This window comes from Klebsiella sp. 64, from assembly GCF_018223915.1.
Classification (GTDB): Bacteria; Pseudomonadota; Gammaproteobacteria; order Enterobacterales; family Enterobacteriaceae; genus Klebsiella; species Klebsiella pneumoniae.
Window position 1 is genome coordinate 88,866 of record NZ_JAGRQZ010000026.1, and the last position, 15,387, is coordinate 104,252.

Sequence of the window (15,387 nt, forward strand, 5' to 3'; positions counted from 1 at the left end):
ACCTATGGCGCTTACAAAAGCTGAAATGTCAGAATATCTGTTTGATAAGCTTGGGCTTAGCAAGCGGGATGCCAAAGAACTGGTCGAGTTGTTTTTCGAAGAGATCCGTCGTGCTCTGGAAAACGGAGAACAGGTCAAACTCTCCGGGTTCGGCAACTTCGATTTGCGGGATAAAAACCAACGCCCGGGACGTAACCCGAAGACGGGGGAGGATATTCCCATTACAGCCCGGCGCGTGGTGACCTTCAGACCCGGTCAGAAGCTGAAAAGCCGTGTCGAAAACGCGTCGCCGAAAGACAAATAATCTGAACTAATTAAAAAGGCCGCATTGCGGCCTTTTTCTTTTCTGTCAATCTTTACGCTTTGACGGCGGTGAGCATGATCTCCACCAGGATTTCTGGTCGCGCCATCTCCGCCTGCACGGCCGCTCGCGCCGGGCTATAGCCTTCCGGCATCCATTGCACCCACACCTCATTGAATGCGGCAAAGTCACGCTCGATATTTTTCAACCAGATCTGCGCGGAGAGAATGTGCTGCTTATCGCTCCCGGCCGCGGCCAGCAGCGCGTCGATCTTCTCCAGTACTTCACGGGTTTGTAAAACGATATCGTCTTCATTGCTTTTTGGCGTCTGCCCGGAGAGGAACAGCAGATCGCCATACGCAACGCTGGCGGCAAGACGAGGTTGTGGATTATTGCGAATAATTGTCATGCGGTTTGTTTCCATGTGAGACCTTCTAAAGAAATGTCTGGCATCTGATTGTCGATTAACGCGCCCAGCACCACCGCGCTGCCGGCGGCGAGAGTAAAGCCGAGGCTACCCTGGCCGAGGTTCATCCACAGGTTGGGGTATCCGGCGCGCCCCAGCATCGGCGGGCCAGCTGGCGTTGACGGGCGCATGCCGGTCCAGACTTCGGCCTCGTCCAGCCCCTCCAGTTCAGGAAAGCTGCGGGCGACGATGTTTTTCAGCGCCTGAATGCGGCTTTCGCGCAGTTCGTCGCCGTCGTAGCCGATGTCCACCATCGCCGCGACACGCAGCTGTTGGCCAAGGCGGGCATAAACGATTTTGTGCCCGTAGTCGGTGACGCTGATGTCAGGGGCAATACCTGCTTTTTCAGGATAGGGCAGGGTCAGGCTGTACCCCTTCAGGGCGCACAGCGGCACGCGAACCCCCAGATGCCCAAGCAGAGAACCACTGCCGTTACCGGCGGCGACGACATACTCATCGCCGGTGAGGGTCCCCTGACTGCTCTCCAGGCTGCTGATGCGTCCCCCGCGCTTATTGAGTCGCCGCACCTCACACTGGGTCAGCAGGCTAAAGTCGCTGCTGGCATTGAGCTTGTCGAGCAGGGCAAGGCAGAACTGATGACAATCTGCCGTTTCATCGCCTGGCGAATAGATTCCGCCCTGCAGAGAAGGACTAATATGTTTGAGCGCCGGCTCCAGCTGCAGGCAGGCTTCAGCATTCAGCGCCTGCTGATACTGAGGATCAATCCCTTTTGCTGCTTTATTAAAATCATATTCGCGACGATGGATAATTAATTTTCCGCTGCGCCGCCAGTGGAAATCGGCAAGATTATCCTCATCCCGCCACGCCTGCATGACCTGACGGCTGAGCAGCGACAGGCGTAAAATATGGTCGCCATTCATTTTATTGGTCTGGTTATTACAGGCGCGCAGAAACTGCAGCAGCCAGCGCCACTGCTGGAGAGACATCCTGAGACGCATATTCAGCGGCGAATCGGCTTTGCCCATCCATTTCATTCCCTGCAGGGGAACGCCGCTGTCGGCAAGGGGGGCGACGTAGCGGTAACTTAATTGTCCGCCGTTGGCAAAACTGGTGGCGCTGCCCGGTTCGGCATTGCGCTCCAGTAATTGCACCTGATGGCCGCGCTTGATCAGTTCCCAGGCCGTGGCCAGACCGACCACGCCGCCGCCGATAATGACAATGCGTTTGTTCATAACCCGATATATCCACCGCTGATAAATTTATCGGGTTATGTCAAAGCATTTACCCCAGCGGCGCAATTGACTTTTTATGGTCAGGGTATAACCGCAGGTTAATCTCCTTGAGCTGCTGGCGCAAACGCTGGCAGAGAAAATCGACGAACTTTTGCGCCATCGGGCTCAGGGAAACGTCGGCCCGGCGTAACAGACAGAGGTTAATCGCCATCGGCGGCGTAATGGGATGGATCATCTCCGGGGCCAGGTTGTGCTGGGCGGAGAAGATATCAGTGATGCTGCAGCCCATGCCGCGCTTCACGAACTCGGTGGCCATATAGTAGGTCTGGACGTTTAGCCGGGTGGTGGAAAAGTCGCGACGGGTGGCGATGGCGGCAGAGAGCGAGTGCGGTCCCGGCGAGATCCAGCGCTGCTGGTCGATCTGATCGATCTCCACCGCCCCCTGACGATAATGACGGTCGATGTACACCAGCGGTACTTCGGCAATCAGGGTGGTCAGGATCTCCCCCTGCTGCACCGGCTGTAGCGTCAGCGCCAAATCTATCTCGCGCAAATCCAGTTTTTTGACCAGCGTCTCGGTGTGCTCGGTAGTGAGCGTCATCACCAGGTTGCTGTTTTGCTGATAAAAGTCGGTCACCAGCTCCGGCACCAGGCTTAACCCCAAGCTTGGCAGACAGCCTAAAGTGATCTTGGCGCGCGGATCGCGAGCCAGGTTGTCGGCCAGCAGGCGCAAGTTGTCCAGGTCCTGATAAATGCTCTGCGCTTTTTCGAAAAGTGTGATCGCCTCGCTGGTCGGCAGCAGCTTGCCGCGCACCCGCTGAAACAGGGTAAAACCCAGCTTCATTTCGGCGCTTTTTAACGCTTTGCTGGCCGCGGGCTGGGAGATATTGAGCGCTTCCGCCGCCCGCGATAAAGAGCCGCAGGTCATGACGGCATAGAAGATTTCCAGATGACGCAGTTTCATGAACAGTTAACTCAGGGTTATAGCCTACCGATAAAAAGTCATTTTCTACTAACACTAAGTTAACATAGATTTAATCACCAATCAGCGCATTGGTTACATCTTGTGCTGTAGACCCCGCCCAATGGCGGCATATTACGCTCTCAGAATCGTTTCCTTTGTACCCAAACAAACCCTCAGGCCGCGGCCAATCAATAATGAAAAAGAGGGAGGATATTTTCTGAGCAGGCCCCCATACACCACCTGACCATCATGGTCGGATTGATTGGCATTAAGGAGTGTTATGAGTGACTCAACGCTCACAGGCAATGCGCCTGTCAGACAAAATATCACGCGGAAAAACGTTATTATTGGTCTGTTATTGCTGCTGTTCGTGTTGATCGCGCTGTGGTGCCACGGTCGACCAGGCAGCGAGCTTGGTCTGCTGGGATTTACGCCGCTGGTGGCGCTAGCGATATTATCGCTGATCGGCGTTGATATTGTGCTGGCGGTCATCTCCTCGATTATTATCGCCATGATAATGACCTCGACCGGCCTGCCGGAAATGGGCACGATGCTGGTGAAATCCACCGGGTCATTTATTGCCACCGTTGGGCTTATCATTATGCTCGGCGCCGGCGTGGGGGAAGTGGCCACCCGCACCGGCGCAGCGGTTGAGCTGGTAAAATTTGTCGTCCATCGCATCGGGTTGTCGAGTCAGACGCGGGTGAAATTCGGCATTGTGGCGTCATCGATTTTAATTTGCGGTTCGCTGGGCACTATGGCCGGTGGCAATGCCATTATCGTGGCAGTAATCATTCCGGTGGCGGCAGCGGTACGCTTGACGCCGCCAACGGTCGCCGCGCTGATGATGACCGCCGGTTCCGTTGGGCTGTTTACCGGGCCTTTCACCCCCAGTACCGTGACGATCCTCAGCCTCGGTGGGTTGAGCTACCCGGATTATCTGCTGTACGTTGGTCTGCCGATGAGCGCGGTCACGCTGCTGGCCGGCTGGGTAATGGCGGGACGGATCCAGAAGATGACCGAAGGCAAACTGCGCTATGACGTCGATCTCGCGGAAAAGCCGCAAGAGGATCTCAGCGCCGCGCAGCAGCGTCGGCGTAAATTAAGCGCGCTGGCCTTCGCGGCGACCATCATCGTGATGGCGATCGTTGGCGTGGTGATTAAAGCCGGCTTCAGCTTCGCGATAATCGTGATGTTGCTGGTGGCCCTGATGACCGGCCTGGTAGGCGGCCTGCGACCGACGCAGATCCTTCAGGCCCTGTATCACGGCTGCGGCCGTCTGGTGTGGATGTTTATTCTCTACTGGCTGTACAACCCGATCCTTGAGCTGATGGATGGCCTGCACGCCTATCAGGGGCTGCTGGAGTATACCCAACCGCTGCTGAAGGGGATCTCCCCGGCCTGGCTGTGCTTTAGCATCTTCGCGTTCAATATTATCGGCCATGTGCCCGGTGCGGCGGTGGCCCAGATGACCTTTACTCATAAAATCTTTGGCCCGATGCTGATGGCCGCCGGCGTGCCGCCCCAGGGGACCACCGCCGTGCTGCTGGCCTCATCCCAGGTGGACTGGTTCGGGCCGTTTCCCTCATCAGATATGTTCGGCCAGATGGGGCTGGCGCAGTCTACTCATCTGAAATATATGCTCTATAACGGCTGGGCAATCGTGGTGGCGAACATCATTCTCTTTGCGCTGCTGTTTCAGATTTTGGTGTGACGAACGACCGCAGACGCGGAGGAGATTTTCCTTCGCGTCGACGTTTGGTCGTGAGGTTTTCCTTTTCTCACCGCGACAGCCACCGTAAAATCAGCCTCTTGTTCCCCCTGCGTAATGGAATCTATGCTGACTCTCGCCCATCTTCAACAGCGCCGTAGCCGGCGTTGGCTCTTCGGATTAACGCTGTTGCTGCTGGTCACCCTGCTGATCAGCCTGTGCGCGGGGGAGCAATGGATCCCGCCCGGCGAGTGGCTCAGCGCCAAAGGTCAGCTGTTTATCTGGCAGATCCGCCTGCCGCGAACCCTGGCGGTGCTGCTGGTGGGGGCGGCGCTGGCGCTCTCCGGGGCGATTATGCAGGCGTTGTTTGAAAATCCTCTGGCGGAGCCGGGGCTGCTGGGGGTCTCCAACGGCGCGGGCGTCGGGCTGATTGCCGCCGTCCTGCTGGGCAAAGGAGTCTTGCCCGGCTGGGCGCTCGGCCTGTGTGCCATCTTTGGCGCGCTGCTGATCACTTTTATTCTGCTGCGTTTTGCCCGCCGCCATCTGTCTACCAGCCGTCTGCTGCTGGCGGGGGTGGCGCTGGGGATCATCTGCAGCGCCCTGATGACCTGGGCAGTCTACTTCTCCACCTCTTTTGACCTGCGTCAGCTAATGTACTGGATGATGGGCGGGTTTGGCGGCGTCGACTGGCAACAGCTGTGGCTGATGATAGCCCTCCTGCCGGTGCTCTGCTGGGTCTGTCTGCAGTCGCAACCCCTGAATTTACTGGCGCTGGGCGAAGTCTCCGCTCGGCAGCTTGGGCTGCCGCTGTGGCTGTGGCGCAAATTACTGGTGGTGGCGACCGGCTGGATGGTCGGCGTTAGCGTGGCGCTGGCGGGGGCGATTGGCTTTATCGGTCTGGTGATCCCGCATATTCTGCGGCTATGCGGCTTGAGCGATCACCGGGTGTTGCTCCCGGCCTGTATGCTGGCCGGGGCAAGCGCCTTGCTGGGGGCGGATATCATTGCCCGGCTGGCGCTTTCCGCCGCAGAGCTGCCGATTGGCGTGGTGACGGCGACCCTGGGCGCGCCGGTCTTTATCTGGTTGCTGCTGAGTTCGCGGGGGCGGGGATAGCGCGGCGCCGTCGGCAGGGACGGCGCCGGTTCAGGCTTACCAGCCTTTGATCGCGTCGCCTTTGTAGACTTCCTTCGCTTTTTCCGCGACTTCGCTGGTCTGGAAGGCGGCTTTTAATTCCTGAATTTTCTTGCTGTCCTTATTATCCTCGCGGGCGACTATCGCATTCACGTATGGGGAATCCGGCCCCTCCATAAACAGACCGTCGCGGGCGGCCGACAGGCCCGCCTGGGCGGAGAAGTTGGTGTTAATGATTGACAGGCTGACGTTCGGATCGTCAAGGGTACGGGTCAGCTGCGGGGTATCCACTTCAACAATTTTCAGCTGTTTCGGATTGTCGATGATATCCAGCGTGGTGGGTAAATAGCCGACGCCCGGTTTCAGCTTGAGTAACCCCTGCGCCTGAAGCAGCAGCAGGCTGCGGCCCAGGGTGGTGGTTTCATTAGAGATGGTCACCGTCGCCCCTTCGGGCAGTTCGCTGATATTTTTGATCCGGTGAGAATAGGCGGCGATAGGGAAGACAAAGGTTTTACCGACCACCGCAAATTTATAGCCGCGTTCTTTCGACTGCGCCTCAAGGTACGGCAGGGTCTGGAAGGCGTTGGCATCGACATCTTTGTTGTTCAGCGCTTCGTTGGGCAGCACATAATCATTGAAGGAGACCACTTCGACGTCGAGGTGGTATTTATCCTTCGCCACCTGCTCCACCACTTTCCAGATGGCTTCGTCCGGCCCGGTATTGATAGCGACTTTTACTTTATTATCTTCATCCGGGGAGCAGGCGCTCAGCAGGGCGACAGAGGTGGCGATTAACGCCAGGCTAAACAACTTCTTCATCACTAAAACTCTCTTAAATTAACAAGTAACGAAACCATATTACATTCATGGAACACTGTACACGGAAATGGTCGACGGCCCAATTGAGAGGATTTCATGTTGCCGGCGGCCAGCGAAGCGCTGTTACATCATGCGACAACTCGGGGGGAATGGCAGTAGAATGGCGGGCGCTGAATCCGCTACAGTAGAAAGGGATCACCTTCACCGGAAACCGGTTTATCCATTGAGGACAGGCTATGCAACATGACATTCTGAATACCGAAGTGACGACCATTGATGGCGAGAAAACCACCCTGGCATCCTTTGCCGGCAAGGTGCTGCTGATCGTCAATGTAGCCTCGAAATGCGGCCTGACGCCGCAGTATGAGCAACTCGAGGATCTGCAAAAGCAGTTTGCCGCCGAGGGCTTCAGCGTGCTGGGGTTCCCCTGCAACCAGTTCCTCGGCCAGGAGCCGGGCAGTGAAGAGGAGATTAAGACCTTCTGCAGCACTACCTACGGCGTCACCTTCCCGCTGTTTAGCAAAATTGACGTCAACGGCGAACATCGCGCGCCGCTCTATCAAAAACTGATTGCCGCCGCGCCGAAAGCGGTGGCCCCGGAAGGCAGCGGTTTTTATGAGCGGATGGCCAGCAAAGGCCGGGCGCCGCTGTATGTGGACGACATTCTGTGGAACTTCGAAAAATTCCTCGTCGATCGCCAGGGCAACGTCATTCAGCGCTTCTCGCCGGATATGACGCCGGACGATCCGCAGCTGGTGGCGGCGATTAAAGGAGCGCTGGCGCAATAATGTCGTTTCTGATGCAGCTACAGGATGTAGAAGCGGCGGGGCGCCTGGCCCCGTTTTCTGCGGCCTTTCGCGCCGGGGAGATTGTCCATCTGGTGGGGCCGAACGGCGCAGGGAAGAGCACGCTGCTGACCCGCATGGCGGGGCTGTCCGACGGCCCCGGCACGGTTCATTTTAACGGCCGTCTGCTTGACGAGTGGCCGGCGAGGGAGCTGGCGCGCCGTCGCGGATATCTGAGTCAACACCAGACCCCGCCGTTCGCCATGCCGGTATGGCACTACCTGGCGCTGCATATGCAGCAGCAGGGTGATAGCGCCCGTCTGAGCGATATCGCGGCCAGGCTTGGTCTGGACAATAAGCTGGGCCGTCCGGTCAATCAGCTGTCGGGCGGCGAGTGGCAGCGCGTGCGGCTGGCGGCAGTGATCCTGCAGATCGATCCCTTGAGTAATTACGCGGGTCAGCTGCTGCTGCTGGATGAGCCGATGAACAGTCTGGATGTGGCCCAGCAGGCGGCGCTGGATCGGCTGTTACACGAGCTGAGCGCGGCGGGGATTGCTGTGGTGATGAGCAGCCACGATCTCAACCATACCCTGCGCCACGCCGGTCAGAGCTGGCTGCTCTGCCAGGGGGAAGCCATCGCCTGCGGGGAGACCGCCGAGGTGCTGAATGAGGAAAATTTAACCGCCGCCTATGCGATCCCGTTCCAGCGCGTTGAGGTGGCCGGTCATATTATGCTCATCGCGTCACAGTAGCACGCAGTTATCTTGTCACTATATTGATAAACAAGCTAAATTATTGCGATAGAGACTAGGGACAGAGGGATCATCTGAAATGCGCTTCTGGTTCATGTTGGCGGCGGCGTTAATTTTAGCCGGCTGCAGCAGCCATCGGGCACCGCCGCCGAATCCTCGGCTGGCTGACTCCATCACGGTGGTGGCGAATCTGAACGAGCAGCTGCGCAGCTGGCGCGGCGCACCGTATCGCTACGGCGGCATGACGCCGCGCGGCGTTGACTGCTCCGGCTTCGTGGTGCGCACGTTTCGCGATAAATTTGCCCTCCAGCTGCCGCGTGAAACCCGCGAGCAGGCGGAAATCGGCACCCGCATCGATAAGCGCGATCTGCTGCCCGGCGATCTGGTGTTCTTCAAAACCGGCTCAGGGGAGAGCGGTCTGCACGTTGGCATCTACGATACCGACAACCAGTTTATTCACGCCTCCACCAGCCAGGGCGTCACCCGTTCCTCGCTGGATAACGTCTACTGGAACAAAAAGTTCTGGCAGGCGCGGCGAATCTGACGTCATTCAGAAGCAAGAGGGAAGCGAACGCTTCCCTTTTTTATGCCGATAACCCTGCACTCCGCCCGTGTTAATCCGCTGTTCCAGGCACTACACTGGAGAGAGGAGGAACCATGACCCTTTCTTTTACCACCCACTGGCGGGATGAACTGCCGGACTTTTACACTTCCCTGTCACCAACGCCGTTGGATAACGCCCGACTCATCTGGCGCAACGCCCCGCTTGCGCAACAGCTGGGGGTGCCCGACGCCCTGTTTGCGCCTGAAAGCGGGGCCGGTGTCTGGGGCGGCGAAGCGCTGCTTCCGGGCATGTCGCCGCTGGCGCAGGTATATAGCGGCCATCAGTTTGGCGCCTGGGCCGGCCAGCTGGGCGACGGACGCGGGATCCTGCTCGGCGAGCAGCAGCTGGCGGATGGCCGCCGTTACGACTGGCATCTGAAAGGCGCCGGCCTGACTCCTTATTCGCGGATGGGGGACGGCCGCGCCGTGCTGCGCTCGACGATCCGGGAAAGTCTGGCGTCGGAGGCGATGCACGCTCTGGGGATCCCGACGACGCGCGCCCTGGCGATGGTGACCAGCGATACCCCGGTCTACCGCGAGCGCGTGGAGCCCGGCGCGATACTGATGCGGGTGGCCGAGAGCCATGTCCGCTTCGGCCATTTCGAACATTTTTACTATCGCCGTGAGCCGCAGAAGGTCCAGCAACTGGCCGACTATGTTATTCGCCACCACTGGCCGCAGCTGCAGGATGAGGCGGATAAGTACCTGTTATGGTTCCGTGACATTGTCATGCGTACCGCGCAGACTATCGCCAGCTGGCAAACCGTGGGCTTTGCCCATGGGGTGATGAATACCGACAACATGTCGATTCTCGGTCTGACCATCGACTACGGCCCGTATGGCTTCCTTGACGATTTCCAACCGGACTTCATCTGCAACCACTCCGATTATCAGGGGCGCTACAGTTTTGAAAACCAGCCGGCGGTGGGGCTGTGGAATCTGCAGCGTCTCGCCCAATCGCTGTCGCCGTTTATCAGCGCTGAAGCGTTAAACGCGGCGCTGGATGAGTATCAGCACGCCTTGCTGACCGCTTATGGCCAGCGGATGCGCGATAAACTCGGCCTGTTCAGCCAGCAGAAAGGGGATAACGACCTGCTGGACGGGCTGTTTGCCCTGATGATCCGCGAGAAGAGCGACTATACCCGGACGTTCCGCCTGCTGAGCCACAGCGAACAGCTCAGCGCCGCATCGCCGCTGCGCGATGAGTTTATCGACCGCGCGGCCTTTGACAGCTGGTTTGCCGGGTATCGTGCGCGGCTGCGTGATGAACAGGTGGACGACGCGCAGCGCCAGCAGAGGATGCAGGGCGTGAATCCGGCGCTGGTGTTACGTAACTGGCTGGCGCAGCGGGCGATCGAGCAGGCTGAGGCGGGCGATATGGGCGAGCTGGAGCGCCTGCATGCCGCGCTGGCAGACCCCTTTACCGATCGCGAGGACGACTACGTCCGCCGCCCGCCGGACTGGGGGAAACGTCTGGAAGTGAGCTGCTCGAGCTAACTTGCCTCGCCCCGCGTTCAGCGGGGCGCTTACTTGGTCAGAATTAACTTCCCGGCGTGGGTCTGGCGCAGCAGATAGCGCTGGCCGCCATGCTCAATCACTACTCGTCCTTCGCTGCCTAACAGAACCCGACTGCTGATCTCTCTGTCCGTCGCCACGGGATAAGGGGCATTGTCTTTTGGTTTTTCAGCTGTGGCAGTGTTATCCATACGCGTCATAGCTCTCAGAATAAAAATCAAGGCAACAATGATAATCATTATCAATAATGTTGTTTTTGACGGCAAGCGTTATTTATCGTGTTACCGGATTTGGTAGGGGAGTCAGCGAAGAGAATTGCCCGCCGCAGGCGCGGCGGGCGGAGCGGTTACAGGCGGGTGGCGGTGGCCGCAGCCAGCTCGCTCAATAATCTTTCGCTGTCTTCCCAGCTCAGGCAGGGGTCGGTGATCGACTGGCCCCAGGTCAACGGCTGGCCGGGGACCACTTTCTGAGTGCCTTCCTGCAGGAAGCTTTCGGCCATAATCCCGGCGATGGCGGTGGAGCCCGCGCGAATTTGCTGACAGATATCGGCGCACACCTCCAGCTGACGGCGGTGCTGCTTCTGGCAGTTGCCATGGCTGAAATCAACGACCAGCTGTTCCGGCAGATCGAATTCACGTAGCGCCTCGCCGGCGGCGGCGATATCCTCGGCGTGATAGTTTGGCCGTTTGCCGCCGCGCATAATAATATGCCCATACGGATTGCCGCTGGTCTGGTAAATCGTCATCTGCCCCTGCTTGTCCGGGGAGAGGAACATATGGCTGGCGCGGGAGGCGCGGATGGCGTCCACCGCGATGCGCGTATTGCCGTCGGTGCCGTTTTTAAATCCAACCGGGCAGGAGAGCGCTGAGGCCATTTCACGGTGGATCTGGCTTTCAGTGGTGCGCGCCCCGATGGCCCCCCAGCTGATGAGATCGGCGATAAACTGACCGGTCACCATATCGAGAAACTCGGTGGCCGTCGGTACCCCCAGCTCATTAACCTGCAGCAGCAGGCGCCGCGCCAGCTCAATTCCGTGGTTGACCCGGTAGCTGCCGTTGAGGTCGGGATCGGAGATTAAGCCTTTCCAGCCCACCACGGTACGCGGTTTTTCAAAGTAGGTGCGCATCACGATCTCCAGCTGCGGCTGGTAGCGCTCGCGCATGCCCTGCAGGCGGCGGGCATACTCCAGCGCCGCGTCGGTGTCGTGAATGGAGCAGGGGCCGATAATCACCAGCAGTCGGCGGTCTTCGCCGTTGAGGATTTTTTCAATTCGGCGGCGGGAGGCCGAGACGTGGGCAGCCACGTCGGCCGTCACGGGATGGCGCTGGGCCAGCTCCGCGGGCGTTACCAGGCTCTCAATGCGCGCGGTACGCAATTCGTCTGTTTTATTCATTGGGGTCTCAAAAATCTGTTTCTTCCGCGGCGAAAATGCCGGGAAGTGATGCGCATCACGATAAACCAATCCCTGCTTATTGCAAGAGCAGGGCATGATCCTGTATAGGCCACGGGTGATAGCATAAACAAATTTTTAATAATGTACTAGTGTATTAGTACATTCTGCGATTCAGCCCCATGATGTCCATGATTTTTGTCGCTATTTCCTCAACGGAATAGTTGGTGCTGTTCAGGCAGGGGATTTTATTCTTGCGATACAGGGCCTCCACTTCGGTCACTTCCATCCGACACTGGCGCAGGGAGGCGTAGCGGCTGTTCTCCCGGCGCTCCTCGCGGATCGCCGCCAGACGCTCCGGATTGATGGTCAGGCCGAACATCTTATGCTGCAGGGGTTTCAGCGAGGCCGGCAGCACCAGATTGTCCATATCGTCGGCGATAAACGGATAGTTGGCGGCGCGAATACCGTACTGCATGGCGAGATACAGACTGGTGGGTGTTTTGCCGCAGCGCGAGACGCCGAGGAGGATCACCTGCGCCTGGTCAAGGTTGCGCAGCGAGATGCCATCGTCATGGGCGAGGGTATAATCGATGGCGGCGATACGCGCATCGTATTTAATCAGATTGCCGGGGTTGAGGCCGTGGGTACGGTGGGCCACCGGCGTCGGGTCGAGGTTGAGCTCCTGCTGCAGCGGGGCCACCAGCGCCTGCACGATATCCTGACAAAAGCCTTCACTTTGCAGAATAATGTCGCGTATTTCCGGGATGACGATGGAGTAGAACACCAGCGGGCGAATACCCGTTTGCTGATAGATGGCGTCGATCTGCTCCTTCACCGCCCGCGCGCGGCTGATGTTTTCCACAAACGGCAGGGTTACGCTGCTGATGGCGACCGGGAATTGCGACATCACGGCATGCCCCAGCACCTCCGCCGTGATGGCGGTACCGTCAGAAATATAAAATACGTGGCGATCTACAGCACTTTCCATTTTGACCATCCGGTATAATGAGTTTAATTGCCTGAAAGCGGATATTAAATTTAAGCATATCCCTGTTTGATTTGTCTCTTGTTAAAATTGAAACGCTATTTTTGTTTTTTATGAAAAGGGTGGTTCATTTTCTTTTTGTCGCCGTTATTTCCAGCGTTTTCCATCAGAATTCCTAAAAATCATAAAGTTAGCAATATCGGGGGAACAGTCCGAAAAATGAAAAAATAATTTGCTTGAACGATTCACCGTTTTTTTCAGCTTCATAAATATGTCAGGATAATCCTGCAGTCGATCGTGAAATTTTTTTCACTGGTATTAAATCACAAAAGGATTGTCTCGATGTCCAACAATGGCTCGTCACCGCTGGTGCTTTGGTATAACCAACTCGGCATGAATGATGTAGACAGAGTTGGGGGCAAAAATGCCTCCCTTGGTGAAATGATTACGAATCTGTCCGGTATGGGTGTTTCCGTACCTAACGGGTTTGCCACCACCGCTGATGCTTTCAATCAGTTCCTTGACCAAAGCGGTGTTAACCAGCGCATCTATGCGCTGCTGGATGAAACCGACATTGACGACGTTTCCGCATTAGCGAAAGCGGGCGCGCAGATCCGACAGTGGATCATCGATACCCCCTTCCAGAGCGAACTGGAAAACGCGATTCGCGATGCTTATGACCTGCTGTCCGCCGATGACGCCGAGGCCTCATTCGCCGTGCGCTCTTCCGCCACCGCGGAAGATATGCCGGACGCCTCCTTCGCCGGGCAGCAAGAGACATTCCTCAACGTGCAGGGCTTTGACGCCGTGCTCGTTGCCGTGAAGCACGTGTTTGCTTCGCTGTTTAACGATCGCGCAATCTCCTACCGCGTGCATCAGGGTTACGATCACCGCGGCGTGGCGCTCTCCGCCGGGGTGCAGAGGATGGTCCGCTCCGATCTGGCCTCCTCCGGCGTCATGTTCTCCATCGATACCGAATCCGGCTTTGACCAGGTGGTGTTTATCACCTCTGCATGGGGTTTGGGCGAGATGGTGGTGCAGGGCGCGGTGAACCCGGACGAATTCTACGTCCACAAACCGACGCTGGCCGCTGGCCGTCCGGCGATCGTGCGCCGCACCATGGGGTCGAAAAAGATCCGTATGGTTTACGCGCCGACCCAGGAGCACGGTAAACAGGTGCGTATCGAAGATGTGCCGCAGGCGCAGCGCGATATTTTCTCGTTAAGCAACGAGGAAGTGCAGGAGCTGGCGAAGCAGGCGGTGCAGATCGAGAAGCACTACGGCCGTCCGATGGATATCGAGTGGGCGAAAGATGGCCACACCGGTAAGCTATTTATCGTCCAGGCGCGTCCTGAAACCGTGCGTTCCCGCGGCCAGGTGATGGAGCGTTATACCCTCCACGCTCAGGGGCAGATCATCGCCGAAGGGCGCGCCATCGGCCACCGCATTGGCGCCGGTCCGGTCAAGGTGATCCACGATATCAGCGAGATGAATCGCATTGAGCCAGGCGACGTACTGGTTACCGACATGACCGACCCGGACTGGGAACCGATCATGAAAAAAGCCTCGGCGATTGTCACCAACCGCGGCGGGCGTACCTGTCACGCGGCGATTATCGCCCGTGAGCTGGGGATCCCGGCGGTGGTCGGCTGCGGTGATGCTACCGATCGCATTCAGGAAAATCAGAATGTCACCGTCTCCTGCGCCGAAGGCGACACCGGCTATGTCTACGCCGAGCTGCTCGACTTCAGCGTCAAGAGCTCCAGCGTCGGCGACATGCCGGATCTGCCGCTGAAGGTGATGATGAACGTCGGCAACCCGGATCGCGCGTTCGACTTCGCCTGCCTGCCGAACGAAGGCGTCGGTCTGGCGCGGCTGGAATTTATCATCAACCGTATGATTGGCGTTCATCCGCGCGCGCTGCTGGAGTTTGACGACCAGGAGCCGGGCCTGCAGAACGAAATCCGCGAGCTGATGAAAGGCTACGATTCGCCGAGAGAGTTCTACGTTGGCCGCCTGACCGAAGGGATCGCCACCCTCGGCGCCGCTTTCTATCCGAAACGGGTGATCGTGCGTCTGTCGGACTTCAAATCGAACGAATACGCCAACCTGGTGGGCGGCGAGCGCTATGAGCCGGAAGAAGAGAACCCGATGCTCGGCTTCCGCGGCGCCGGACGCTACGTTTCCGAAAGCTTCCGCGACTGCTTCGCCCTGGAGTGCGAAGCGATGAAGCGCGTGCGTAACGATATGGGACTGACCAACGTTGAAGTGATGGTCCCGTTCGTCCGTACCGTCGCCCAGGCGAAAGCGGTGGTCGAAGAGCTGGAGCGTCAGGGGCTGAAGCGCGGCGAGAACGGGCTGAAGATCATTATGATGTGCGAGATCCCGTCGAACGCCTTGCTGGCGGAGCAGTTCCTCGAGTACTTCGACGGCTTCTCCATCGGTTCGAACGACATGACCCAACTGGCGCTCGGTCTGGATCGCGATTCCGGTGTGGTTTCTGAGCTGTTTGATGAACGCAACGACGCGGTGAAAGCCCTGCTGTCGATGGCCATCCGCGCGGCGAAGAAACAGGGTAAATACGTCGGCATCTGCGGCCAGGGGCCGTCTGACCATGAGGATTTCGCCGCCTGGCTGATGGAAGAGGGGATTGATAGCTTGTCCCTGAACCCGGATACCGTGGTACAAACCTGGTTAGGTCTGGCGGAACTGAAAAAATAAGTTCGCCCTGACAGGACCGATCCCCGGCAGCGATGCCGGGGATTTTTT

16 protein-coding genes are annotated in these 15,387 nt (G+C 58.0%); 8 read left to right on the top strand and 8 right to left on the bottom strand.

Annotation, left to right across the window (positions count from 1 at the left end; genetic code table 11):
- The first annotated feature begins 4 nt into the window (after positions 1-4).
- Entirely contained in the window at positions 5-304 is a 300-nt protein-coding gene (gene ihfA, locus KHQ23_RS18420) for an integration host factor subunit alpha (RefSeq protein ID WP_002909098.1), read from the top strand.
- A 52-nt stretch (positions 305-356) separates the two neighbouring features.
- On the opposite strand, the gene KHQ23_RS18425 is transcribed toward ihfA, so the two are convergent.
- The 3 genes from KHQ23_RS18425 to KHQ23_RS18435 are packed head-to-tail and all read right to left on the bottom strand — an operon-like array spanning position 357 to position 2,924.
- Positions 357-710: a RidA family protein gene (locus KHQ23_RS18425; RefSeq protein WP_002909094.1), complete on the bottom strand. Its 354-nt coding sequence runs from the start codon at positions 708-710 to the stop codon at positions 357-359.
- Complete coding sequence (locus tag KHQ23_RS18430) at positions 707-1,972, bottom strand: D-amino acid dehydrogenase (RefSeq protein ID WP_323053263.1); 1,266 nt, start codon at positions 1,970-1,972, stop codon at positions 707-709. The genes KHQ23_RS18425 and KHQ23_RS18430 overlap by 4 nt, the downstream gene beginning before the upstream one ends.
- A gap of 37 nt (positions 1,973-2,009) precedes the next feature.
- Entirely contained in the window at positions 2,010-2,924 is a 915-nt protein-coding gene (locus tag KHQ23_RS18435; RefSeq protein WP_002909089.1) for a LysR family transcriptional regulator, read from the bottom strand.
- A 280-nt stretch (positions 2,925-3,204) separates the two neighbouring features.
- Between KHQ23_RS18435 and KHQ23_RS18440 the strand changes: the two genes are divergently transcribed.
- Both KHQ23_RS18440 and btuC read left to right on the top strand, forming a co-directional pair.
- Positions 3,205-4,638: a gluconate:proton symporter gene (locus tag KHQ23_RS18440; RefSeq protein WP_073553370.1), complete on the top strand. Its 1,434-nt coding sequence runs from the start codon at positions 3,205-3,207 to the stop codon at positions 4,636-4,638.
- Positions 4,639-4,761: 123 nt separating this feature from the next.
- Positions 4,762-5,748 carry a vitamin B12 ABC transporter permease BtuC gene (gene btuC / locus KHQ23_RS18445; protein WP_032434739.1) on the top strand — a complete coding sequence of 329 codons (987 nt, stop codon included), beginning with the start codon at positions 4,762-4,764 and terminating at the stop codon, positions 5,746-5,748.
- 36 nt (positions 5,749-5,784) lie between these two features.
- Here the strand turns inward: btuC and KHQ23_RS18450 are convergent, their stop codons facing one another.
- Positions 5,785-6,585 carry a MetQ/NlpA family ABC transporter substrate-binding protein gene (locus KHQ23_RS18450; protein WP_002909085.1) on the bottom strand — a complete coding sequence of 267 codons (801 nt, stop codon included), beginning with the start codon at positions 6,583-6,585 and terminating at the stop codon, positions 5,785-5,787.
- A 236-nt stretch (positions 6,586-6,821) separates the two neighbouring features.
- On the opposite strand from KHQ23_RS18450, the gene KHQ23_RS18455 reads away from it, so the two are divergent.
- From KHQ23_RS18455 to selO, 4 genes are all read left to right on the top strand, one after another.
- Positions 6,822-7,373, top strand: coding sequence for a glutathione peroxidase (locus KHQ23_RS18455; protein WP_004898898.1), 552 nt, complete (start codon positions 6,822-6,824; stop codon positions 7,371-7,373).
- Positions 7,373-8,122: a vitamin B12 ABC transporter ATP-binding protein BtuD gene (gene btuD / locus KHQ23_RS18460; protein ID WP_211776866.1), complete on the top strand. Its 750-nt coding sequence runs from the start codon at positions 7,373-7,375 to the stop codon at positions 8,120-8,122. Before KHQ23_RS18455 ends, btuD begins: the two co-directional genes overlap by 1 nt.
- A gap of 79 nt (positions 8,123-8,201) precedes the next feature.
- A complete protein-coding gene (locus KHQ23_RS18465) occupies positions 8,202-8,666 on the top strand; it encodes an NlpC/P60 family protein (protein WP_002909082.1) in 465 nt (154 codons plus the stop codon).
- A 113-nt stretch (positions 8,667-8,779) separates the two neighbouring features.
- Positions 8,780-10,222: a protein adenylyltransferase SelO gene (gene selO / locus KHQ23_RS18470; protein ID WP_073553368.1), complete on the top strand. Its 1,443-nt coding sequence runs from the start codon at positions 8,780-8,782 to the stop codon at positions 10,220-10,222.
- Between the two features lie 29 nt (positions 10,223-10,251).
- Here selO and hemP read toward each other — a convergent pair whose 3' ends face one another.
- The 4 genes from hemP to KHQ23_RS18490 form a co-directional block, all read right to left on the bottom strand.
- Complete coding sequence (hemP, locus tag KHQ23_RS18475) at positions 10,252-10,431, bottom strand: hemin uptake protein HemP (RefSeq protein ID WP_014343179.1); 180 nt, start codon at positions 10,429-10,431, stop codon at positions 10,252-10,254.
- A gap of 155 nt (positions 10,432-10,586) precedes the next feature.
- Complete coding sequence (aroH, locus tag KHQ23_RS18480; RefSeq protein ID WP_004180369.1) at positions 10,587-11,633, bottom strand: 3-deoxy-7-phosphoheptulonate synthase AroH; 1,047 nt, start codon at positions 11,631-11,633, stop codon at positions 10,587-10,589.
- Between the two features lie 154 nt (positions 11,634-11,787).
- On the bottom strand, positions 11,788-12,621 hold the full coding sequence (locus tag KHQ23_RS18485) for a pyruvate, water dikinase regulatory protein (protein WP_002909061.1): 834 nt from the start codon (positions 12,619-12,621) through the stop codon (positions 11,788-11,790).
- Between the two features lie 144 nt (positions 12,622-12,765).
- On the bottom strand, positions 12,766-12,885 hold the full coding sequence (locus tag KHQ23_RS18490; RefSeq protein WP_019705803.1) for a hypothetical protein: 120 nt from the start codon (positions 12,883-12,885) through the stop codon (positions 12,766-12,768).
- A gap of 75 nt (positions 12,886-12,960) precedes the next feature.
- Between KHQ23_RS18490 and ppsA the strand changes: the two genes are divergently transcribed.
- Positions 12,961-15,339 carry a phosphoenolpyruvate synthase gene (gene ppsA, locus KHQ23_RS18495; RefSeq protein WP_002909055.1) on the top strand — a complete coding sequence of 793 codons (2,379 nt, stop codon included), beginning with the start codon at positions 12,961-12,963 and terminating at the stop codon, positions 15,337-15,339.
- Positions 15,340-15,387: the final 48 nt, after the last annotated feature.